This is a genomic window from Curtobacterium sp. PhB142 (assembly GCF_004341255.1).
Taxonomy (GTDB): Bacteria; Actinomycetota; Actinomycetes; order Actinomycetales; family Microbacteriaceae; genus Curtobacterium.
Window position 1 is genome coordinate 103,067 of sequence record NZ_SLUT01000004.1, and the last position, 23,157, is coordinate 126,223.

Consider the following 23,157-nt stretch of genomic DNA (forward strand, 5'->3'; position numbering starts at 1 on the left):
ACCTCGCGCGTCCGCCCTCCCGACGTGACCACGACGTGCCGTCGAGCGGCCCCACCGCTCGAGCGTGCGCGTCGTCGGCATGCGTCCGCGTGCCCCTTCCGGTCACCCGCGCGCGCTGGCCGTGATCACATCGCACCCGTCATGTAAAATACGGGATGCAACACTCCGCCGAGCCGCAGGAGACCCGACATGACCGCTGACACGATGAGCGTGCCCACTGCACGCCTGGCCGCACCGACGACCCGCGACACCACGCGCGCGACCGCGAGCCGGACGACGCGGGTGCCCCGCGCCTCCCGTCCGGCCCACGCCGACCACGAGGCGGCGCCTACCTGGATGCGTGTCGTCGGCGCGGTCCTGCTCCTCGGCGGGCTCGGCCTGACCGCGGCGGTGACCGCCTGGCCCGGCGACGCGCCGGAGACCGCGCTCATCGTGCCGGCGCTGGTCGCCGTCGTGGCGGGCGTGCTGCTGCTGCTCGCGCGGGCCGGGTTCGCCGTCACCGACACGCACGTCACGCTGCACTTCCGGCCGCTGCCGCCACGGCGCATCGCACGTCGGCGCATCGCCGACGTCCGACTCGTCGAGGCGGACGCCCGCACCTACGGCGGCGTCGGCCTGCGGATCGGTCGCGGTGTGCGCGCCCTGATCCTCACCCCCGGACTCGGGATCGAGCTCACCGACGACCGTGGTCGCGTCACCTTCGTGCGCACCCGTCGACCCGAGGACGCCTTCCGTGCGCTGGCGGGGCGGCAGGTCCAGCCGGGAGGCGCGGCGCACGTCGAGCGCGAGCGCCTCGGCTGAGCGCACGGCCGGGTCCACTGCGCGGGCGGGGTGCGCGGGCCTGTTGCGGGCCGTCGCGGGCCGGACGCTGGCCGTTGCAGGCCGGGCGCGGGCCGGGAATTCCGCGGGCACGCAGCGGCTTATACACGCCACTGCCGAATCTGGTCAAGCCAGGACTGGACAGCACGACTCGGCGCGAACTATGATGGCAGTTCGCGCTCCCTGGCATCCGTGTCGTCATATTGCGGTCGACGCAGAGTTCTGAGTTGGACAAGCTCAACTCGCCCTGGTGCAGCCGGACCCGTATATGGCGGCGGGTCCCGCTCACGGAGATCATCCCACACGTGCACCGACGTTCCGCGTCAGGCACGCGTCGGCGTGGTCGCAGGGCAAGAACTCGCGGGGATCGCCGAGCGATCATCTACTCACCTACATGCTGCTCGTCAGTATCGGCCCGACGGGGCCTACGGAGGTCACACCCTTGGCTGCTGCGCCCAACGCATCCACCAACCCCAAGAACGGTCGCAACCACTCGCGACTCTCGTTCGCCAAGATCACGGACACCCTCACGGTTCCTGATCTGCTCGCACTCCAGACGGAGAGCTTCGACTGGCTCGTCGGCAACGACGTCTGGAAGGCCCGTCTCGCAGAGGGACAGGAGCAGGGTCGCACCGACCTCGCCCTGCACTCCGGGTTGGAGGAGATCTTCGAGGAGATCTCCCCGATCGAGGACCTCGGCGAGACCATGCAGCTCTCGTTCACGGCGCCCGAGCTCGAGGACCCCAAGTACTCGATCGACGACTGCAAGGAGCGCGGCAAGACCTACGCCGCTCCGCTGTACGTCAACGCCGAGTTCATGAACCACATGACGGGTGAGATCAAGACGCAGACGGTCTTCATGGGCGACTTCCCGCTCATGACCGAACGCGGCACGTTCATCATCAACGGCACCGAGCGCGTCGTCGTGTCGCAGCTCGTCCGTTCGCCCGGCGTGTACTTCGAGCGCCAGCAGGAGAAGACGTCCGACAAGGACATCTACTCCGCTCGCGTCATCCCCTCGCGTGGTGCGTGGCTCGAGTTCGAGATCGACAAGCGCGACCAGGTGGGCGTGCGCATCGACCGCAAGCGCAAGCAGTCCGTCACGGTCTTCCTCAAGGCGCTGGGTCTGACCAGCGAGGAGATCATGGAGGAGTTCCAGGGCTTCGCCTCGATCGAGTCGACCCTCGAGAAGGACGCCATCCTCACGAAGGAAGAGGCGCTCAAGGACATCTACCGCAAGCTGCGCCCGGGCGAGCAGGTCGCTGCCGAGGCCGCGCGTGCGCTGCTCGACAACTTCTACTTCAACTCGAAGCGCTACGACCTGGCGAAGGTGGGCCGCTACAAGGTCAACCGCAAGCTCGGGATCGACGCCCCGCTGTCCGACTCGGTGCTGACCGTCAAGGACATCGTCGCGACGATCAAGTACCTCGTGTCCCTGCACGCCGAGAAGACCACGCTGAACGGCGTGCGTGACGGCGAGCCGGTGCAGCTGCGCCTCGACGTGGACGACATCGACCACTTCGGCAACCGTCGCATCCGCGCCGTCGGCGAGCTCATCCAGAACCAGGTCCGCACGGGTCTGTCCCGCATGGAGCGCGTCGTCCGCGAGCGCATGACCACGCAGGACATCGAGGCGATCACGCCCCAGACGCTCATCAACGTGCGTCCGGTCGTCGCCGCGATCAAGGAGTTCTTCGGAACGTCCCAGCTGTCGCAGTTCATGGACCAGAACAACCCGCTCGCAGGCCTGACGCACAAGCGTCGTCTCTCGGCCCTCGGCCCGGGTGGTCTGTCCCGTGAGCGAGCCGGTGTCGAGGTCCGTGACGTCCACCCGTCGCACTACGGCCGCATGTGCCCGATCGAGACCCCGGAAGGCCCGAACATCGGCCTGATCGGCTCGCTCGCGTCGTTCGGTCGGATCAACTCGTTCGGCTTCATCGAGACCCCGTACCGTCGCGTCGTCAACGGCGAGGTCACGAAGACCATCGACTACCTGACCGCCTCGGAAGAGGACGAGTTCGTCGTCGCGCAGGCCAACGCGCCGCTGACCGACTCGTTCCACTTCGCCGACGACAAGGTCCTCGTCCGCAAGAAGGGTGGCGAGGTCGAACTCGTCGCCAAGGGCGAAGTCGACTACATGGACGTCTCGCCGCGCCAGATGGTGTCGGTCGCGACCTCGCTCATCCCGTTCCTCGAGCACGACGACGCGAACCGCGCCCTCATGGGTGCGAACATGCAGCGTCAGGCCGTCCCGCTGCTCCGTTCCGAGTCGCCGCTCGTCGGTACCGGCATGGAGGGCTACACCGCGATCGACGCCGGTGACGTCGTCACCGCCGACAAGGCCGGTGTCGTCTCCGAGGTCTCGGCCGACGCCGTGACCCTGCAGCTCGACGAGGGCGGCACGCAGACCTTCTACCTGCGCAAGTTCGACCGCTCCAACCAGGGCACGAGCTACAACCACCGCGTGGTCGTCTCGGCCGGCGAGCGTGTGGAGCAGGGCGAGGTCATCGCCGACGGTCCCGCGACGGAGAACGGCGAGCTCGCGCTCGGCAAGAACCTCCTCGTCGCGTTCATGCCGTGGGAGGGCTACAACTACGAGGACGCGATGATCCTGTCGCAGAACCTCATCAAGGACGACACGCTCTCCTCGATCCACATCGAGGAGTACGAGGTCGACGCCCGCGACACGAAGCTCGGCAAGGAGGAGATCACCCGTGACCTCCCCAACGTCAGCCCGGACCTGCTGGCCGACCTCGACGAGCGCGGCATCATCCGCATCGGTGCCGAGGTCCGCCCCGGCGACATCCTGGTCGGCAAGGTCACGCCGAAGGGCGAGACCGAGCTCTCCGCTGAAGAGCGCCTCCTCCGCGCCATCTTCAACGAGAAGTCGCGCGAAGTGCGCGACACCTCGCTGAAGGTGCCCCACGGTGAAGAGGGCACGATCATCGGCGTCAAGGTGTTCGACTCGCAGGACGGCGACGACGAACTCGGCTCTGGTGTCAACCAGCGCGTGGTCGTCTACATCGCCCAGAAGCGCAAGATCACCGCGGGTGACAAGCTCGCCGGTCGTCACGGCAACAAGGGCGTCATCTCGACCATCCTCCCGGTCGAGGACATGCCCTTCCTCGCCGACGGCACCCCGGTCGACATCGTCCTGAACCCGCTCGGCGTCCCCGGCCGCATGAACTTCGGCCAGGTCCTCGAGATCCACCTCGGTTGGCTCGCCAAGCAGGGCTGGAACGTCGAGGGCATCCAGGAGTGGGCATCGGCCCTCCCCGAGGCAGCGCACAGCGCCGCTCCGGGCACGAAGGTCGCCACCCCGGTGTTCGACGGTGCGTACGAGCGCGAGATCGAGGGCCTCCTCGACTCGACCCTCCCGAACCGCGACGGCGAGCGCCTGATCGGCTCGTCCGGCAAGGCGCAGCTCTTCGACGGTCGCTCCGGCGAGCCGTTCCCCGAGCCCGTCTCGGTCGGCTACATGTACATCCTCAAGCTGCACCACCTGGTCGACGACAAGATCCACGCTCGTTCGACGGGTCCGTACTCGATGATCACGCAGCAGCCGCTGGGTGGTAAGGCGCAGTTCGGTGGCCAGCGATTCGGTGAGATGGAGGTGTGGGCGCTCGAGGCGTACGGCGCCGCTTACGCCCTCCAGGAGCTCCTGACGATCAAGTCCGACGACATCCTCGGCCGCGTGAAGGTCTACGAGGCGATCGTCAAGGGCGAGAACATCCAGGAACCCGGCATCCCCGAGTCCTTCAAGGTCCTCATGAAGGAGATGCAGTCGCTTTGCCTGAACGTCGAGGTCCTCTCGGCCGACGGCCAGGCGGTCAGCCTGCGCGACAACGATGACGAGGTCTTCCGCGCTGCGGAGGAGCTGGGCATCAACATCTCCTCGCGGTTCGAGTCGTCGTCCGTCGACGACATCTGATCCCGCCCGTACATCGAAGCCTGAATCAAGCAAGAGAGAAGAACATTGCTCGAAGCAACTTCCTTTGACGCCATTCGGATCGGCCTCGCGACCGCCGAGGACATCCGTCAGTGGTCGTACGGCGAGGTCAAGAAGCCGGAGACCATCAACTACCGCACCCTGAAGCCCGAGAAGGACGGTCTGTTCGGCGAGCAGATCTTCGGTCCTTCCCGCGACTGGGAGTGCGCCTGCGGCAAGTACAAGCGTGTCCGGTTCAAGGGCATCGTCTGCGAGCGCTGCGGCGTCGAGGTCACCAAGTCCTCGGTCCGTCGTGAGCGCATGGGCCACATCGAGCTCGCTGCCCCCGTCACGCACATCTGGTACTTCAAGGGCGTCCCGTCGCGCCTCGGGTACCTCCTCGACATGGCGCCGAAGGACCTCGAGAAGGTCATCTACTTCGCGGCGTACATGATCATCGACATCGATGAAGAGGGCCGTCACGCGGACATGCCGGGTCTCGAGAACGAGATGCGTCTCGAGATCAAGACCCTCGAGGGCCAGCGCGACTCGATCATCGCCGACCGCCTCAAGAAGCTCGAGGACGACCTCGCAGCCCTTGAGGAAGAGGGAGCGAAGGCCGACGTCAAGCGGCGCACCAAGGACACCGCCGAGAAGGAGATGTCCCAGGTCCGCAAGTCGTTCGACGAGGACATCACCCGTCTCGAGCGTGTGTGGGAGGACTTCCGCAACCTCAAGGTGGGCGACCTCAAGCCCGAGGACGCCGTCTTCCACGAGCTCCAGGACCGGTTCGGGATCTACTTCGACGCCTACATGGGCGCCGAGGCGATCAAGCTCCGGCTCGAGGCGTTCGACCTGGCTGCCGAGGCCGAGGCGCTGCGTCTGCAGATCGCCGAGGGCAAGGGCCAGAAGAAGATCCGCGCGATCAAGCGTCTGCGCGTCGTCAGCTCCTTCCTCGCCACCGGCAACTCGCCGGCAGCGATGGTGCTCGGCGTCGTGCCGGTGATCCCGCCGGAGCTGCGCCCGATGGTGCAGCTCGACGGTGGCCGTTTCGCCACGTCGGACCTCAACGACCTCTACCGTCGTGTGATCAACCGCAACAACCGTCTCCGCCGCCTGCTCGACCTCGGTGCCCCCGAGATCATCGTGAACAACGAGAAGCGCATGCTGCAGGAAGCCGTTGACGCGCTGTTCGACAACGGTCGTCGTGGACGTCCGGTCACGGGTACCGGTAACCGCGCCCTGAAGTCCCTGAGCGACATGCTCAAGGGCAAGCAGGGTCGTTTCCGCCAGAACCTGCTCGGCAAGCGCGTCGACTACTCGGGCCGTTCGGTCATCATCGTCGGCCCGCAGCTGAAGCTGCACCAGTGTGGTCTGCCCAAGCAGATGGCGCTCGAGCTCTTCAAGCCGTTCGTGATCAAGCGCCTGATCGACCTGTCGCACGCGCAGAACATCAAGTCGGCCAAGCGCATGGTCGAGCGTTCGCGTCCGCAGGTGTGGGACGTGCTCGAGGAGATCATCCGCGAGCGCCCCGTGCTGCTGAACCGTGCGCCGACGCTGCACCGTCTGGGCATCCAGGCGTTCGAACCGCAGCTCGTCGAGGGCAAGGCCATCCAGCTCCACCCGCTCGTGTGTGCTGCGTTCAACGCGGACTTCGACGGTGACCAGATGGCCGTGCACCTGCCGCTGTCGGTGGAGGCCCAGGCCGAGGCCCGCATCCTGATGCTCGCCTCGAACAACATCCTGAAGCCGTCCGACGGCCGCCCGGTGACCCTGCCCGCACAGGACATGATCATCGGTCTGCACCACCTGACGACCGTCCGCGAGGGCGCCGTCGGTGAGGGCCGTGCGTTCTCCTCGGTCGCCGAGGCGATCCTGGCCAACGACCAGCACACGCTGCACCTCAACGCCATGGCGAAGATCCGCATGACGGGTGTCCACTTCGCCGAGGGTGAAGCTCCCGAGGGCTACGAGCAGGGCGACACCGTCCTCCTCGAGACGACCCTGGGCCGTGCGCTCTTCAACGAGACCCTCCCGGCGAACTACCCGTTCGTCCAGAAGGTCACCGACAAGGGTGTGCTGTCCGCGATCGTCAACGACCTCGCCGAGCGGTACTCCAAGACCGAGACGGCCGCTGCGCTGGACCGGATCAAGGACGCCGGCTTCTACTGGGGCACGCGCTCCGGTGTGACCGTCGCCCTGTCGGACGTCGTGACGCCTCCTCGCAAGAAGGAGATCATCGCGGGCTACGAGATCCAGGCCGCCAAGGTGCAGGGCGAGTTCGACAAGGGTCTGATCACCGACTCCGAGCGTCGCGCCGACCTGATCAAGATCTGGACCGAGGCCACCAACGAGATCGCGCAGGAGATGCGGGACAACTTCCCCGTCGACAACACGATCAACCGCATGGTGTCGTCGGGTGCTCGTGGTAACTGGCTGCAGGTCCGCAACATCGCGGGTATGCGTGGTCTGGTGAACAACCCGAAGGGCGAGATCATCGCCCGCCCGATCATCAACTCGTACCGCGAGGGCCTGACCGTGGCGGAGTACTTCATCGCCACCCACGGTGCTCGCAAGGGTCTTGCCGACACCGCGCTCCGTACCGCGGACTCCGGGTACCTCACCCGTCGTCTCGTGGACGTCTCGCAGGACGTCATCATCCGCGAGGACGACTGCGGTACGACGCGTGGCCTCGAGCTGCCGATCGCGACCGTGGACGCGGACGGCAAGCTGGTCCGCGACCCGCGCGTCGAGAACACCGTGTACTCGCGCACCCTGGCCACCGAGGCCGTGGACGCCAAGGGCACGGTCGTCGCCGAGGCTCGTGAGGACGTCGGTGACGTGCTCCTCGAGAAGCTGCTGGCAGCCGGTGTCGAGAGCATCAAGGTGCGCTCGGTCCTGACCTGCGAGTCGGCCGTCGGTGTCTGCGCGAAGTGCTACGGCCGTTCGCTCGCCACCGGCAACCTGGTCGACATCGGTGAGGCAGTCGGCATCATCGCCGCGCAGTCCATCGGTGAGCCCGGTACCCAGCTGACGATGCGTACCTTCCACACGGGTGGTTCGGCCTCGGCCGACGACATCACCCAGGGTCTGCCGCGTGTCACGGAGCTCTTCGAGGCCCGTACGCCCAAGGGCGCGTCCCCGATCGCCGAGGCCCCCGGCCGCGTCGTCGTCGAGGACACGGACAAGGGTCGTCGGATCATCCTCACGCCGGACAACGGTGACGAGCCGTTCATCTACCCGGTGCTCAAGCGTGCGACGCTCCTCATCGAGGACAACCAGCACGTCGAGCTCGGCGAGCAGTTCATCGCCGGCACCGTCGACCCGAAGGAAGTCCTCCGGGTCAAGGGTGTCCGAGAGGTCCAGAAGCACCTGGTCAACGGTGTGCAGGACGTCTACGGCTCGCAGGGCGTGCCGATCCACGACAAGCACATCGAGGTCATCGTCCGTCAGATGCTCCGCAAGGTCACCGTCGTCGACCACGGCGACACCGACCTGCTGCCGGGCGAGCTCGTCGACCGGTCGCGCTACAACATGCTGAACCGTGCGGCGCTGCAGGAGGGTCGCAAGACCGCCTCGGCTCGCCAGGAGGTCATGGGCATCACGAAGGCGTCCCTCGCGACCGAGTCGTGGCTGTCCGCCGCTTCCTTCCAGGAGACCACCCGCGTGCTCACGCAGGCGGCCATGGAGGGCAAGCAGGACCACCTCGTCGGCCTCAAGGAGAACGTCATCATCGGTAAGCTCATCCCCGCCGGGACGGGCCTCAGCCGGTACCGCGACGTGGACGTGAACGCGACGGAAGAAGCGAAGGCAGAGCGGTACCCCAACCGCATCTTCGCGGACGACTCGTCGTTCTCGGACGCCGACCTGAGCTTCGTCGACTTCGACAGCTTCTCGTCGGACGACTTCACGCCGGGCACGTACAACTGAGTCTGATGTGATCCCACGAAGGCCCCGTCTCCGCAAGGAGGCGGGGCCTTCGTCGTGTCGTCACCACGTGACGGACGGGAGGCGCGGGGCGGGGCCGCCACGGGCCTCCAGTCCGTCAGGCGGGTGCGTCTAGAGCGCGCGGTCCGCGCCGTTGTCGCGTCCCGAACCGCGACCGGTCTCGTCCACGAGGGAGAACAGGCTGAGGACGTTGCCGTCGGGATCGCGGACGTCGAACCAGTTCACGGCGCCGTCGACGCACTCGACCGGTCCGATGTCGATGCCGAGTGCGCCGATGCGGGCGTGCTGCGCCCCGACGTCGTCGACGCCGAACCGGACGCTCACCGGGTTCTCCTCAGCGGAGTCGTCCTCGTAGAGCTGGATCCAGATCCCGCCGACCTCGTACTCGGCGACACCGTCCTCGGGTTCGAGGTCTGGTTCGGTGCGCTCGAAGACGGCGCCGTACCAGAGGCAGGACGCCTCGATGTCGGTGACGGGCAGCCCCACGGTCACGCTCGTGATGTCCATGACTCATCATGGTCCCGGTCGGGCCTGCTCGTCGAGGGGCTTTCCGCGGCGTCTCGCTGCGCGACGGAACTGGCAGGCTGGAGGGATGGCGACCCTGCGCGAACGGATCACGGCCCCGGCACACCTCTCGTTCCCCACGCCGATCAGCGGCTTGACGTTCCGGGCGGGCGGGCTCGACGACGTCGGCGCGATGCACGCCGTCGCGGTCGCGTCGGCCGCGGTGGACGACCCGCACGCTCGTCCCTCCACAGCCGACCTCGAACGGTCGTTGTCCACCGAGGGGCTGGACGTCACCAGGGACACCGTGGTGGGCGTCGATGCTGGAGGGCATGTGCAGGCCTACGGCATCGTCATCGACGTCCCCTCCCGCGTCACCGCTGCGCGCGCCGTGCTCGACGGGGCGGTCCACCCCGACCTGCGCGGGCAGGGGATCGGACGGCGGGTACTGGCCTGGCAGGTCGGCCGGGCCCGGCAGCGCCTGGCGACGCTCGCCGTCGACCTGCCGGCGACGCTCGACGTCGGCGGACGGCAGGGGTCCTCGGCGCTCCGGCTGGCGGCGCACTTCGACTTCGCGCCGGTGCGCACCTGGCTCGACATGCAGGTCGTGTTCGACGACCGCGGGCCGGACGCCGACGCGGTGCCCGTCCTGGCGGACGGGCTCGTCCTGCGGCCCGTCACGGCGGACGACATCGAGCCGCTCCGGACGGCCAAGAACGACGCCTTCCGCGACCACTGGGGTTCCCAGCCGATGGTCGCGTCGGACTGGCGGGGGTTCCTCACCTCGGACAAGAGCCGGCTGGACCTGTCGCGGGTCGTCGTCGGTGCCGACGGTTCGGTCGTGGCGTTCACGATCGTCGAGGTGGAGCCCGACGGGTTCGCTGCCCGGGGCCGTTCGTACGGGTACGTGCACTGGGTCGGCGTCGTGCGTGCAGCTCGGGGGACGGGGCTCGCCCCGATCGTCCTCGACGCCACGCTGCAGGCGATCCGCGCCGACGGGTTGTCCGCGGCGGTGCTGCACGTCGACGCCGAGAACCCGAGCGGAGCCGGGCGCATCTACGAGCGACTCGGGTTCGTCGCCGGCGAGGTCCACGTCACCGCGTCGACGTCGCTCTGACCGTCGCGTCGGGGGTCCTGGACCCCAGTTCTGGGTGCATCCGGACCCCCTCCGCCCCCTCCTTCTGGGACTGCGGCCGACGACTGTCGCAGAAGTAGCGTGGTCGAGCGCCACATCCCTGGTGGTGCGCAACCCGACCACGTCTCGCCGCGCGCGAGTCCAAGGAGGCACAGGACTCATGGCGACCCTGTCCGAGATCCTCATCCTGAACGGCGCCCTGCCGATCGAGCACCTCGACTCGATGACGGGCGACGAGGACCTGGACGAGCGCGCCATCCGCGGCCTGGTCGACCAGGGCGTCGTGAGCGAGGCGCAGTTCATCACCGCCCGCGCGGCGTCGAACAACTCCCGCACCGTACCGTTGACCGACTACCCGGTCGACGGCACCGCGGTCTCGATCCTCCCCGCTGCGCTCTGCCGGCGCCACGGCGTCCTCGGCGTCGGGTTCGAGGGCGAGCTGCTCATCCTCGCGATGGTCAACCCGACCAACGTGCTCGCGATCGACGACGCCCGCGCTGCGTCCGGCCGACCGATCAAGCCGCTCCAGGTGGACGAGCGCGACCTGCTCACCGCGCTCGACCGCTACCTGCGTGCCGACGACGAGCTCAACGACCTGACCTCGTCGCTCGAAGAAGAAGCCTCGATCAGCTCCTCGGCTCAGGTGGACCTGGCCGACGGTGCCCTCGACGACGTCCCGATCGTCCGCTTCGTGAACCTGCTCGTGTCGCAGGCGATCCAGGACCACGCCTCGGACATCCACATCGAGCCCGGTGAGCACGAGGTCCGGATCCGCTACCGCATCGACGGTGTGCTGCACGAGATGGCCCCGGCGCCGAAGAACATCCAGAACGGCGTCATCAGCCGCCTGAAGATCATGAGCGACATCGACATCGCCGAGCGTCGCAAGCCGCAGGACGGCCGCATGTCGGTCCGCCACGGTGGCCGCCAGATCGACCTCCGCGTGGCGACGCTGCCCACCGTGTGGGGCGAGAAGGTCGTCATGCGGATCCTCGACAACACGAACACGTCGCTGACCCTCAAGGACCTCAACCTCCTCGAGCAGAACTTCCAGGCGTACCAGCGGTCGTACTCGAAGCCGTACGGCATGATCCTGGTCACCGGGCCCACCGGCTCCGGCAAGTCCACGACGCTGTACACGACCCTGAACGCGGTCGCGAAGCCCGAGATCAACGTCATCACGGTCGAGGACCCGGTCGAGTACCGGATGGCCGGCATCAACCAGGTGCAGGTCAACCCGAAGGCCGGGCTGACCTTCGCCTCGGCGCTGCGCTCGATCCTGCGCTCCGACCCCGACGTCGTCCTGCTCGGTGAGATCCGCGACCACGAGACCGCCCAGATCGCCATCGAGGCGTCCCTCACCGGCCACCTCGTGCTGTCCACCCTGCACACGAACGACGCCCCCTCCGCCGTTACCCGCCTGACCGAGATGGACATCGAGCCCTTCCTGGTCGGCTCCGCGCTGGACTCCGTCGTGGCCCAGCGTCTGGCGCGACGGCTGTGCGACCGGTGCAAGGCCCCCGCCGTGTACGAGGCCGAACAGCTCCGCACCCTCGGGTTCCTGCGCCCCGGCGACGAGGTCCCGGCGTTCTTCGCCCCCATCGGCTGCGCGGTCTGCTCGAACACCGGGTACCGCGGCCGCATCGCCCTGCACGAGGTCATGACCGTCACCGAGGAGATCGAACGCCTCGCCGTCTCGCGCGCCTCGAGTGCCGAGATCAGCCGTGTCGCCCAGGCGCAGGGGATGCTGACGCTCCGCCAGGACGGCTTCGAGAAGGTCAAGCTCGGTCTCACGAGCGTCGACGAGATCCTGCGCGTGGTCGCGTAGTCACGAGAGAGCGCAGCAGATGACCGACTCCGTGTACGACATCACGCACCCCGGCGACGAGCCCGTCGCCGGCTGGCACCCGGGCAGCCCCGGCACCGAGGTGGGCTCCCGCCGTGCGGCACGTCTGGCTGCCGCCGCAGCGTCGGCCACTCCGGAGCAGGTGTACGACCTCGGGGACGACATCGCCGGATGGCCGGCACCGTCCGGGTCGCCCGTCGCCGTGCCCGTCGCGCAGCCGCTCGCCGCTCCGGCGACGCCGCCCGCCGGCGTGCCGTCGTCGATCGCGACCTACGGCTACGCCGAGGCGCCGACGCAGCAGCTGCCCACGGCGCCTGCGGCCCCGGCACCGACCGCCACGACTGGCGGCGACATCGAGTTCTCGCGCCACGCGCGCGAGGTCGCCGACCCCGACCTGATCACCGCACTCGCCCAGGTCGTGTACCAGGGCGCATCCGACCTGCACGTCACCGCCGACGCCCCGCCCACAGTCCGCGTCGACGGCTCGCTCCGTCCCGCAGTCCCCGGCGGCGCGTGGTCGCGCGGCAAGGTCATCGCCGCACTCAAGACGATGCTGTCGGTCGAGCAGGTCGGCCAGTTCGACCAGGAGCAGGAACTCGACTTCGCGTACTCGCTGTCGCCGGAGTACCGCTTCCGCGTGAACTTCTACCAGCAGCGCGGCAACTGGGGCGCGGCCTTCCGCATCATCCCCACCAAGATCAAGACGCTCAAGCAGCTCGGCATCCCCGAGCACGTCGGCGACTTCGCCGGCCTGCCCCGGGGACTCGTCCTGGTCACCGGCCCGACCGGTTCCGGCAAGTCCACGACCCTCGCCGCCCTGATCGACCTGGTGAACGAGAGCCGGGCCGACCACATCGTGACGGTCGAGGACCCGATCGAGTTCATGCACGAGCACAAGAAGGCGATCATCAACCAGCGCGAGGTCGGTGCCGACACGCACTCCTTCGCCGCCGCACTGAAGCACGTGCTGCGCCAGGACCCCGACGTCATCCTGATCGGCGAGCTCCGCGACCTCGAGACCATCTCGGTCGCGCTCACCGCGGCCGAGACCGGTCACCTGGTGTTCGCCACCCTGCACACGCAGAGCGCCCCCGGCACGATCGACCGTGTCATCGACGTCTTCCCGCCCCACCAGCAGGGCCAGATCCGCACGCAGCTCGCGGCGACCCTGCAGGGCGTCGTCTGCCAGACCCTGGTGCCGAAGGCCAACGGTGTCGGCCGTGTCGTCGCCACCGAGATCATGACGATCACCCCCGCCATCGGCAACCTGATCCGCGAGGGCAAGACCTACCAGATCACCTCGGCCATGCAGGCGGGGCGTGACCTGGGCATGCACACCATGGACCAGGACCTCGCCGAACTGGTCAACGTCGGCACGATCTCGCGCAAGGCCGCGATGGACAAGGTGCACGACGAAGAGGGCTTCGACCGGCTGGTGCAGCGCGTCGAGTCCCCGTCCGACTCCTCGGCAGCCGCGATCGCCGCCAGCGGGATCGACTTCGGCGACAAGTTCTCCGGAGGCTACTGATGTCCCTCGCATTCGACTACCGCGGGCGCGATGGTGCCGGCAAGCTCGTCAAGGGGCGCCTCGACGCCTCGTCCGAAGGAGCGGTCGTCCAGCGGCTCCGGGGCATGGGTGTCTCGCCGATCGCGATCACGGAGTCCAAGGCCGGCACCGGCCTGCAGACCGAGATCAAGATCCCCGGGTTCGAGAAGGGCGTCGGGCTCAAGGACCTCGCGATCATGTCGCGGCAGGCCTCGACGATGCTCACCTCGGGACTCTCGCTGCTGCGCGCGCTGTCGATCCTCGCCGACCAGACCGAGAACAAGAAGCTCAAGGACATCCTCGGCAAGGTCCGCGACGACGTCGAACGCGGTGTCTCGTTCTCCGACGCGGTGGCGAAGTTCCCGGTCGACTTCCCGCCGATCATGATCAACATGATCCGCGCGGGCGAGACCGGCGGGTTCCTCGACCAGGCCATGGACTCCATCGCGACCAACTTCGAGAAGGAGCACAAGCTCCGCTCGACGATCAAGTCGGCGATGACCTACCCGGTGGTCGTGCTGTGCATGTCGCTGGCCGCGGTCGTCATCATGCTCGTGTTCATCGTGCCGATCTTCCAAGGCATGTTCGAGTCGCTCGGCGGGCAGCTGCCGTTGCCGACGCTGATGCTCGTCTACCTGTCGCACGCGATGGTGTACGTCGGGCCGGTCCTCGCGGTCGCCGTGGTCGTCGGCTGGTTCTGGTGGCGCGCGAACAAGAACACCGACCGTGTGCGTCGGGTGATCGATCCGCTCCGGATGCGCCTTCCAGTGTTCGGGCAACTCAACCGCAAGATCGTGATGGCCCGGTTCGCGCGCAACCTGTCGAACATGATCGGAGCTGGCGTCCCCATTCTCGAGGCATTGCAGATCGCCGGACAGGTGTCGAACAACTTCGTCGTCGAGCAGGCGTTGGGGCGCGTTTCTGAAGCGGTTCGGAAAGGGGAATCAATCGCCGCCCCGCTCGAGCGGGAATCAGTGTTCCCGACGATGGTGACGCAGATGATCGCCGTCGGCGAGGACGCCGGCTCGATGGAATTGATGCTCGAGCGGATCGCGGTCTTCTACGACAACGAGGTCGAGGCATCGACAGAAGCGCTGACCTCGTTGATCGAACCGCTGCTCATCGGGTTCCTCGGGGTGGTGGTCGGCGGCATGATCGTCGCCCTGTACCTGCCGATCTTCCAGATCTCGTCGCTCGTCAAGTAACGGATCCAACAGCACGGGTCACCCTCTGACGGGGGTGGCCCGTGCTGTTCCACCCCCGGTACTGGGGGTATTTCGCACCCCCGATCACCCCCGTTCTCGGGATTCTGCACCGAACCTCGTGTGAATACGCTCGTCACCGGCGGCCGAGCAAGTGCCGGACACTTTCCCCATCACATTCCCGAAAGAATGGAAACACCATGTACTTCGCTCTCATGGGCAAGCTGAACGCTCGCCGCAAGGGTCTTCTCGAAGAGAACGAGAAGGGCTTCACGCTCATCGAGCTCCTCGTCGTCGTGATCATCATCGGTATCCTCGCCGCGATCGCCATCCCGGTGTACCTGGGCATCACAAACAACGCTAAGGAATCGAGCACGAAGTCGGACATCACCAACTTCAAGACCGCGGTGATCAGCATCCAGTCGACCAGCGGTTCGTTCCCCGCCGCAGGGACGTACAACGGAACCACCGCGCTCACCACGGCGTTGAAGGGTGCCGGGGCGAGCCTCGGCAGCGACACGTCGTCGATCGTCTACACGATCGGCGGCACCACCGCTGCGCCGACGTTCAAGATCGTCGGCACCAGCTCGACCAACAGCACCTTCTGCACGTCGGACACCTCCGGCGTCGTCAGCGGTTCGACCTGCTGACCTGCCGTCCAGCGACGAGCCGTGACGTCCGTCACGGCTCGTCGCGACCACCGCTCCGACAGAGAGGCAGAACGTGTTGCTGCGCATCGTCGACCGCCTCCGGGCGGCCCGTGAGTCCGACGAGGGCTTCTCGATCATCGAGGTGATGGTCGCGATGACCGTCTTCGCGATGATCGCCGCGGGTGTCGCAGCGGGCATCGTCTCCGCGCTCTACCTCACGCAGGACAACCGCTCGCGCGAAGCAGCGCTCAACCTTGCGAACCAGGCGCTCGACGCGGCACGCAGCACGAAGGACGTCTTCACGCTCGACGACGACACGTCGCTGCAGTCGGTCGGCAACCAGGCGTACACGATCAAGCAGACCACGAACTGGATCAACTCGGACGGCTCCGACAACTCGTGCGGCGCGGGGTCGGGTGTCCTCGCTTACAAGCGCGTGTCGATCACCGTCTCCTGGACGAGTGGGACGTCGCCGCGACAGAAGAACGTCGTGCTCGACACCCTGATCTCGCCTTCCGCTGCGGTGTCGAGCGCGAGCGCGTCCACGATCGTGGTCGGGGTCCAGACCGCGACGGGCGGACCGAACCCTGGCGTCGCCGTCACGATCACGCCCGTGTCCGGCGGCGCGACCGGCTTGTCGAACCCGCCAGCGGTGACCGACACGAACGGGTGCAGTTACGCGGTCGGGGTCACCCCGGGAACCTACAAGGTGACGATCGCCAAGGCCGGGAACATCGACAAGGACGGAGCGACCGCTCCGTCCTCGTCGGTGGCCACCACCGCCGGCGGCGTCGGCAACGCGACGTTCCTCTACGACCAGGCGATCACCGTGACGGCCGGTGCGCCGCTGAACCTCAAGGACGGCGTCACGGCGAAGCTGCCGACGTCGCTCCCGATGACCTACCGCTACGACGACACGGTAAGGACCGTCACCACCACGTCCACCGTGCTCTTCCCCTACCAGTGGACCGCGATCGCCGGCGCGTACACCTCGACGTGCAAGGACGTCGACCCGACGGCGTGGCCCACGGCGAGCAACCTGACGACGTCACCGAACATCTTCAACGCGGCAGACGGCGCCACCCCGGGCTACAACCCGACGACCGCGCTCACCGCCACCGCGCGGGCTCCCATGGGGGTGTTCGACGTGAAGATGGGCGGCGTGGACACCGTCCTCGTCGCGACGGTCAAGAACACGGCAGCGGTGACCAACGGCGATCCTGGATGCGCACCGTCGACGACGTACACGTTCACCGGTATGAGCCCGTCCGTCGCGACGACGATCGCGCTGCCGTTCGGAACCTGGACGCTGCGCGGGACGACCGTGCTCGGTGGCGTGTTGAGCAGCAACACGCAGACCATCGCCTCGAACCCGAACGTGTCGAACCTCAAGGTCTCCTCGAGCGGCAACGTCGTGACGCTCGACCCGCGAACGGTACCGACCTCGTGATCGGCCGGATCCGCCGAGTCCTCGACCGCGCCCGCACCGACCAACGGGGCATCACGCTCGTCGAGCTCATCGTGGGCATGAGTCTCTCGCTCCTCGTGCTGACGATCGCGGGCTCGTTCCTCGTCGCGTCCCAGAAGGCCTCCGTGACGGCGAGCTCGATCAGTCAGAACACCCGAGCTGCGTCGACAGCCATGAACGAGATGGGCCGCATGCTCCGGGCGGCGACCGACAACCCGGTGCCGACCGGCGACGACTCGCAGTTCGCCTTCCAGTACGCCAGCGCGACGTCGATCCGCTTCTTCGCGTACGTGAACCTCGACTCGACACTCTCCCAGCCGGTCCAGGTCCAGCTGACGCTCGATCCGGTCACGAACCGGATCACGGAGACGACCTGGAAGGGTACCGCCGTCTCCGGCAACTCCTCGTACTTCTCCTTCCCGCTGGCCCTCGGTGCCACGCTGACGTCGACTCCCACGTCGAAGCGCACGCTGGTGTCCTCCGCGGTGAACGGCGTCGCGTTCTCGTTCACCGATGCGTCGAACAACGTGCTCGGAACGCTGACATCACCGGTCGCGGTGACGGACCTGCCGAACATCCGATCGGTCAGCGTGACGCTGACCGTCGGGTCGAGCACGACGGACCCGAACGCCGTGACCCTGACCAACAGGGCCAGCATGCCGAACATCGTGATGGGAGCCTCCTCGTGATCCGACTCCTCCGCGTCATCCGTTCCCGGGACGACGAACGTGGTGTCGCCCTCGTTGCCGTCGTGGGCATCGGCATGGTCGTGATGATCCTGGTCGCGACGATGGTCGCGATCGCGACGTCGGGCGCGAAGGTCACGTCGACGGACCGATCCTGGAACCGAGCCATCGCGGCGGCCTACGCCGGCGTCGCCGATTACCAGTCGCGGCTCAACGCCGACAACACCTACGGCAACTACGGGCAGTCGAGCGCACCGTTCAGCGCCGCGTCGAACAGCACCTTCAGCAAGGGCACCGGCGACAACGCGGCGTTCAACTACCAGACCGGTCAGCAGTGGGTGTCCGTCCCCACCGGCGACGGCTCCGCCAGCGACTCGTCGTTCCGGTACGCCGTCGACAACAGCAAGCTCTCGTCGCAGGGCGTGATCCGGGTGCAGTCGACCGGGCGTTCCGGCACGACGACCAGGACCGTCGTCGCAAACGTGCGGCCGGACGGGTTCTCGAACTACCTCTACTTCACCAACTTCGAGTCCGGTGACCCGACCGTCACGAACGAGAAGGGCGTCGGGACGCTGCCGTGCACCTCGGTGTACCGACCGGTCGCGACGTCGGCGACCTGCGACCAGATCCAGTTCGGCGGCGGTGACGTGCTCGAGGGCCCGGTGCGGTCGAACGATCAACTCAAGGTGTGCGGCGCGCAGTTCAAGAGCACGGTCCAGAGCGTCTACGGCGTGAGCAGCAGCGGGTGCACGCTCGGGCGGTACGCCTCGAACCCGACGACGTCCTCGACGTTGACCCCGCCGGCCACGATCGGTGACCTGCGCGACTACACGCGCTCCGATCTGCCCTCGACCACCAGCACCGTCGAGGGAGCCGGCTGCATCTACACCGGGCCGACGAAGATCACGTTCAACGGTGACGGCACGATGACGGTGCGCTCGCCGATGACGATCGCGACGCAGGTCACCGGAGCGACCGCGACACCGGGGGCGCAGATCACCGGCGTGAACAGCGACACGTCGGCAGCCGCGGCCAAGTGCGGTGCTCCCACCGACCTCCGGAGCGCCAGCGGGGCTCGGGTCACGATCCCGAAGAACAACCTGATCTTCGTGCAGAACGAGCCGAGCGCACGTGCGGCCGGGACGACGCCGGACCCGAACTACTGGAAGGGCAACGCCACCCTCAAGAACGTCGCGACAGCGTGTGATGCGACCTCGGCCGCGAGCACCGCGACCACCCTGAAGCCGAACGGTGTCGGTTTCCCCTTCGTCGGTTCCTCGGCGAACAACTCCGAGACGGACCCCACCGCTGGCGGTGGCACCTCGGTGACGGCGCCGTACGGCTGCGATCGCGGTGACGCGTTCGTGCAGGGCACGGTCGACAAGGCGGTCACCATCGCTGCCGAGAACTACCTCTACGTCACCGGCGACATCCGGTACCCGGCGACGCGGTCCGCGTCCACGGTCCTCGGGCTGATCGGTCAGCGTGCGGTCTGGGTGTGGAACCCGATCAACACGAACAACGCTGCGATCCTGTCGAACGATCGCGAGATCGACGCAGCGATCCTCTCGAACACCGGCACGTTCGTCGTGCAGAACTGGACACGGGGTTCGTCGAACGGCCGGGGGACCCTCACGGTCAGCGGATCGATCGCGCAGAACTTCCGCGGTGCGGTCGGTCTGGCGAGCGGGCAGGGCTACACGAAGGCGTACACGTTCGACTCGAGCTTGGCGACCTACACGCCGCCGAAGTTCCCGCAGCCGACCGTGACGACGTACCGAGTGGCCACCCAGGTCGAATCGAAGACGGCGTACGACCGGAACGGAGCCCCGATCTCGTGACCAGCGCCGTCTCGACCCTCGCGGCGTTCGTGGCTGCGTTCGGAGCGGTGTTCGGGCTCGCCGTCGGTTCGTTCCTCAACGTGGTCGTCCATCGGGTCCCGGCCGGGATGTCCGTCGTCGCCCCCGCATCCGCGTGTCCGAAGTGTGGGCGCGCGATCCGGGGCTTCGACAACGTTCCGTTGGTGTCCTGGTTGGTCCTCCGGGGCCGATGCCGTGACTGCGCCGAACCGATCTCCGTCCGGTACCCGATCGTCGAGGCCTCGACCGGGGTGTTGTTCATCGCGGTGGTGCTCCGGTTCCTGCCACAGGACGGCTCACCCGGTGCGGTTGTCGCGGGTCAGACGGTCCTGCTCGTCGCCCTGCTCTTCGTCATGGCGGTGAGCGTCGCGTTGGCGCTCATCGACATCGACACGCACACGTTGCCCAACAGGATCGTCCTGCCGATGTACCCGGTGCTCGTCGGGCTGCTGGCCGCTTCGAGTGTCCTGACCGGCGATTGGGGTGCGATGCTCCGGGGTCTGCTCGGTCTCGTGATCCTCGGTGGCGTCTACCTGGTCCTCGCGATCGCGGCACCACGGGGGATGGGGTTCGGGGACGTGAAGCTCGCCGGTGCACTGGGACTCCTGCTCGCGTACCTCGGATGGGGACCCCTCGCTGTGGGTGCTTTCGGAGCGTTCCTCCTCGGCGGTACCTTCGGGATCGTCCTCCTCCTGACCAGGCGTGCGGGTCGCTCGACGGGGATCCCGTTCGGCCCGTGGATGCTCCTCGGCGCGTGGGTGGGCGCGTTCTCCGGGGTCCCGATCTGGAACGCCTACCTCCGACTCCTCGGTCTCGCCTGACGAACCGGGCTGACACCCCCCCCCAGAGCCCGGCTCGACCGGAAGGAACACGACATGACGAAGAACATCGTCGGCATCGACATCGGCGCCGAGTCGATCCGCGCAGTCGAGGTCGCCGACGCCGAGAAGGCGAACCCGACGATCGTGCGCGTCGCTGAGGTCCCGGTACCGAAGGATGCGACGAAGCAGGGCGAGGTCCTCGAAGCGAACACGGTCGCGGCGGCATTCCGCGAACTCTGGTCGATCGGCCGCTTCCGGACCAAGGACGTCGTCCTGGGCATGGGGAACCAGCGCGTCCTCTCGCGTGACCTCACCGTGCCGAAGGCGCCGCTCGCGCAGATCCGCGAGTCGCTCCCCTTCCAGGTCCAGGACATGCTCCCCGTTCCGGTCGTGGACGCGATCCTCGACTTCTACCCGGTGTCCGAGGGCGTCGGGGAGTCCGGACCGGTCGTGAACGGTTTGCTCGTCGCCGCGATCAAGGACGCGGTCCTCGCGAACGTGCGCGCTGCGGAGCTGGCCGGACTGCGCCCGGTGGGTGTCGACCTGATCCCGTTCGCCTTGTCACGGGTCCTGGCGCCCCGGGTCGCCGGTGCCGGGACGGTCGCGATCGTCGACTGCGGTGGCAACACGACGTCGGTCGTGATCGCCAACGACGGGGTCCCCACGTTCGTGCGCATCATCCCGACGGGTGGCGATCACGTGACCAAGACGATCGCCACCCGGCTCGAGGTCTCCCTCACCGAAGCCGAGGCGATCAAGCGGCACTTCGGTCTGGTCGGACGAGCGCAGACGCCGGACGACGCCCGTGCCGTGGCCGTGACGCGTGAGACGGTCGGTGAACTGCTCACCAGCGTCCGGAACACGGTGACCTACTACGCCAACACCCGACCAGCCGATGTCGTGCGGGGCATCGTGCTCGTCGGTGGCGGTGCGGCACTCCCCGGCTTCCGGGAGAGTCTCGGTGACTACTCCGGCCTGCCGGTCGCCGTCGGGGACCCGTTCGTGTCCGCTCGGACGGCACGGGGCATCACCCCGGAACTCCTCCGTGAGCGGTCGGCTTCCATCTCGGTCGCCTGGAGCCTCGCGGTCGGAGGCCGAGCAGCATGACCAAGATGATCGAGACCGGTTCGACCGCCCGACGCCGGCCAGCCAAGGCGGTTCCCGGCAGCAGCACAGAGGCGACCTCTCGCACGGCGAGAGCCGGCGCGAAGTCGCGTGTCCTGGTGGTCGGAGGACCGCCGCGAGTGGACCTGCTCCCCACCGAGGTCCACGTCAGCCGGCGGCAGCGCGCCACGATCCGGCGTGCGTGGGCGGGCGTGCTGGTCGTCGCCGTCGCAGTCGGACTGGCGACTGCCTGGGCGATGGCGGACCGCATGTCCGCCGAGCAGGACCTGGCCGCAGCCCAGAGTGAGACGGCGACGCTCGCCAAGCAGCAGGGGCAGTACCGGGACGTCCGTGTGGCTGAATCCGAGAGCGCGTTGTTGCAGAGCGCGCAGACGGTCGGCGGATCAACGGAGATCGACTGGGCGACGACGCTGGCGTCGGTGCGGTCGAGACTGCCGGCCGGGGTGCAGATCACCGGACTCACGATCGACTCCGCCGGCGCCGAGGAAGCGTACGCGCAGTCGGACGACCCCCTGCAGGGGCAACGCATCGCGACGCTCACCTTCGACGCCACGAGCGACGCCCTGCCCTCGATCCCGGACTGGCTGACCGCCGTCGGCGGGGTCAACGGGTTCGTCGATGCGAACGCCAACTCGGTCGCCCGGTCGCAGGACGGCGGCGGGTACGCGGTCAACATGACCATCCACCTCGACGAGAAGGCGTTCGACGGTCGGTACGCCGTCAAGAACGCGGAGAAGGACTGACCATGTCGCGCAACCGCCTGAGTCTCTTGCTCGCCGTCCTCGCGATGGCGGTCGTCGCCGTCGGCGGGTTCTTCCTCGCTGTGCAGCCGCAGCTCGCTCAGACGGCATCAGCGCACACCCAGACGGCGTCCGTCGAGCAGACGAACGACACCAGCCGGAGCGAGCTCGCACGCCTGCGCGAGCAGGCGGCGGACCTGCCAGCCATGAAGCGCGAGCTGTCGACCCGTGCGGCCTCGGTGCCGGACACCGCTCGGCTGTCGGCGTTCATCGACGAGCTCAACACCATCGCCGCGGCTTCCGGGATGCAGGTGTCGTCGTTCACGGCGAGCGACGCGACGGCGTACTCGCCAGCGGTCGCGGCGGAGGCCGCGGCTGCGGGGCAGGGCGCTGCAACGCCGTCGGCATCGCCGTCCGCGACGGCCGGAGCGGTGCCGTCCGCCCCGCAGGCGCCGAGCCTCGTCACGGACGCGGCGGTCACCGGCCAGAACTTCTCGGTGATCCCCGTCACCGTCGCGGTCGACGGCTCGTTCGACCAGGCGCTGCAGTTCGTCAAGGGAGTCCAGGGTGGCGATCGACTGTTCCTGATCACGACCGTCTCGTCTGCAGAGAAGAGCGGGGACGACGGCACTGCAAGCAGCAGCAGCTCATGGACCTTCGGTGGATCGGTCTACGTGCTCGACCGGTCCCCTGACGCGGGTGCTGACACCGCAGGCACGGCCTCCGCGAAGGGCTGATCCGACCCCCTCCCACTGGGGTGTGACGCGCCACGCCGACCCCTCTTCCGCGACACCCGTCGCTGTGCGTACGATGCTCACGGCGCCGTGATCGCGGCTGCTCATCTCCCTCTCGAACGGTCGGCTCGAACCGGCCGTTCCCG

At 67.8% G+C, this 23,157-nt stretch carries 16 protein-coding genes; 15 read left to right on the plus strand and 1 reads right to left on the minus strand.

The window, feature by feature from the left end; translation table 11 throughout:
* Positions 1-189: 189 nt before the first annotated feature.
* The 3 genes from EDF31_RS09220 (at position 190) to rpoC (ending at position 8,677) form a co-directional block, all read left to right on the plus strand.
* The gene (locus EDF31_RS09220) at positions 190-801 is read left to right on the plus strand and encodes a hypothetical protein (protein WP_131845934.1); all 612 of its coding nucleotides are present in this window, start codon (positions 190-192) and stop codon (positions 799-801) included.
* Positions 802-1,261: 460 nt separating this feature from the next.
* Complete coding sequence (gene rpoB / locus EDF31_RS09225) at positions 1,262-4,750, plus strand: DNA-directed RNA polymerase subunit beta (RefSeq protein ID WP_111083490.1); 3,489 nt, start codon at positions 1,262-1,264, stop codon at positions 4,748-4,750.
* Between the two features lie 45 nt (positions 4,751-4,795).
* Positions 4,796-8,677 (plus strand): DNA-directed RNA polymerase subunit beta', encoded by a 3,882-nt coding sequence (gene rpoC / locus EDF31_RS09230; protein WP_111083489.1) that lies wholly within the window; start codon positions 4,796-4,798, stop codon positions 8,675-8,677.
* A gap of 129 nt (positions 8,678-8,806) precedes the next feature.
* Here the strand turns inward: rpoC and EDF31_RS09235 are convergent, their stop codons facing one another.
* Positions 8,807-9,202, minus strand: a complete 396-nt coding sequence (locus tag EDF31_RS09235) for a VOC family protein (protein WP_111083488.1) — start codon at positions 9,200-9,202, stop codon at positions 8,807-8,809.
* A gap of 85 nt (positions 9,203-9,287) precedes the next feature.
* Here EDF31_RS09235 and EDF31_RS09240 point away from each other — a divergent pair, with 85 nt between their 5' ends.
* The 12 genes from EDF31_RS09240 (at position 9,288) to EDF31_RS09295 (ending at position 23,014) form a co-directional block, all read left to right on the plus strand.
* Positions 9,288-10,316, plus strand: coding sequence for a GNAT family N-acetyltransferase (locus tag EDF31_RS09240; protein WP_131845935.1), 1,029 nt, complete (start codon positions 9,288-9,290; stop codon positions 10,314-10,316).
* 178 nt (positions 10,317-10,494) lie between these two features.
* Positions 10,495-12,162, plus strand: a complete 1,668-nt coding sequence (locus EDF31_RS09245) for an ATPase, T2SS/T4P/T4SS family (RefSeq protein WP_123293113.1) — start codon at positions 10,495-10,497, stop codon at positions 12,160-12,162.
* Positions 12,163-12,181: 19 nt separating this feature from the next.
* Positions 12,182-13,708 (plus strand): type IV pilus twitching motility protein PilT, encoded by a 1,527-nt coding sequence (locus tag EDF31_RS09250; protein ID WP_131845936.1) that lies wholly within the window; start codon positions 12,182-12,184, stop codon positions 13,706-13,708.
* On the plus strand, positions 13,708-14,931 hold the full coding sequence (locus EDF31_RS09255) for a type II secretion system F family protein (protein WP_131845937.1): 1,224 nt from the start codon (positions 13,708-13,710) through the stop codon (positions 14,929-14,931). Before EDF31_RS09250 ends, EDF31_RS09255 begins: the two co-directional genes overlap by 1 nt.
* A 197-nt stretch (positions 14,932-15,128) precedes the next feature.
* Positions 15,129-15,578: a prepilin-type N-terminal cleavage/methylation domain-containing protein gene (locus tag EDF31_RS20495; protein WP_131845938.1), complete on the plus strand. Its 450-nt coding sequence runs from the start codon at positions 15,129-15,131 to the stop codon at positions 15,576-15,578.
* Between the two features lie 73 nt (positions 15,579-15,651).
* The gene (locus EDF31_RS09265; RefSeq protein WP_131845939.1) at positions 15,652-17,028 is read left to right on the plus strand and encodes a prepilin-type N-terminal cleavage/methylation domain-containing protein; all 1,377 of its coding nucleotides are present in this window, start codon (positions 15,652-15,654) and stop codon (positions 17,026-17,028) included.
* Positions 17,025-17,735 carry a type II secretion system protein gene (locus EDF31_RS09270; RefSeq protein WP_165901380.1) on the plus strand — a complete coding sequence of 237 codons (711 nt, stop codon included), beginning with the start codon at positions 17,025-17,027 and terminating at the stop codon, positions 17,733-17,735. Before EDF31_RS09265 ends, EDF31_RS09270 begins: the two co-directional genes overlap by 4 nt.
* Positions 17,732-19,573: a hypothetical protein gene (locus EDF31_RS09275; RefSeq protein WP_131845941.1), complete on the plus strand. Its 1,842-nt coding sequence runs from the start codon at positions 17,732-17,734 to the stop codon at positions 19,571-19,573. The genes EDF31_RS09270 and EDF31_RS09275 overlap by 4 nt, the downstream gene beginning before the upstream one ends.
* On the plus strand, positions 19,570-20,412 hold the full coding sequence (locus EDF31_RS09280; RefSeq protein WP_243649956.1) for an A24 family peptidase: 843 nt from the start codon (positions 19,570-19,572) through the stop codon (positions 20,410-20,412). Before EDF31_RS09275 ends, EDF31_RS09280 begins: the two co-directional genes overlap by 4 nt.
* A 54-nt stretch (positions 20,413-20,466) precedes the next feature.
* Positions 20,467-21,519, plus strand: coding sequence for a type IV pilus assembly protein PilM (pilM, locus tag EDF31_RS09285; RefSeq protein WP_131845942.1), 1,053 nt, complete (start codon positions 20,467-20,469; stop codon positions 21,517-21,519).
* 137 nt (positions 21,520-21,656) lie between these two features.
* A complete protein-coding gene (locus EDF31_RS09290; RefSeq protein ID WP_131845943.1) occupies positions 21,657-22,280 on the plus strand; it encodes a hypothetical protein in 624 nt (207 codons plus the stop codon).
* Positions 22,281-22,282: 2 nt separating this feature from the next.
* Positions 22,283-23,014, plus strand: coding sequence for a hypothetical protein (locus EDF31_RS09295; RefSeq protein ID WP_131845944.1), 732 nt, complete (start codon positions 22,283-22,285; stop codon positions 23,012-23,014).
* Positions 23,015-23,157: the final 143 nt, after the last annotated feature.

What these genes read in the sequence shown, in the direction of transcription:
- EDF31_RS09235 (WP_111083488.1), bottom strand. Translation starts at nt 9,202, where the DNA reads ATGGACATCACGAGCGTGACCGTGGGGCTGCCCGTCACCGACATCGAG.
- pilM (WP_131845942.1), top strand. Translation starts at nt 20,467, where the DNA reads ATGACGAAGAACATCGTCGGCATCGACATCGGCGCCGAGTCGATCCGC.
- EDF31_RS09295 (WP_131845944.1), top strand. Translation starts at nt 22,283, where the DNA reads ATGTCGCGCAACCGCCTGAGTCTCTTGCTCGCCGTCCTCGCGATGGCG.
- EDF31_RS09245 (WP_123293113.1), top strand. Translation starts at nt 10,495, where the DNA reads ATGGCGACCCTGTCCGAGATCCTCATCCTGAACGGCGCCCTGCCGATC.
- EDF31_RS09250 (WP_131845936.1), top strand. Translation starts at nt 12,182, where the DNA reads ATGACCGACTCCGTGTACGACATCACGCACCCCGGCGACGAGCCCGTC.
- EDF31_RS09240 (WP_131845935.1), top strand. Translation starts at nt 9,288, where the DNA reads ATGGCGACCCTGCGCGAACGGATCACGGCCCCGGCACACCTCTCGTTC.
- EDF31_RS09220 (WP_131845934.1), top strand. Translation starts at nt 190, where the DNA reads ATGACCGCTGACACGATGAGCGTGCCCACTGCACGCCTGGCCGCACCG.
- EDF31_RS09255 (WP_131845937.1), top strand. Translation starts at nt 13,708, where the DNA reads ATGTCCCTCGCATTCGACTACCGCGGGCGCGATGGTGCCGGCAAGCTC.
- EDF31_RS20495 (WP_131845938.1), top strand. Translation starts at nt 15,129, where the DNA reads ATGTACTTCGCTCTCATGGGCAAGCTGAACGCTCGCCGCAAGGGTCTT.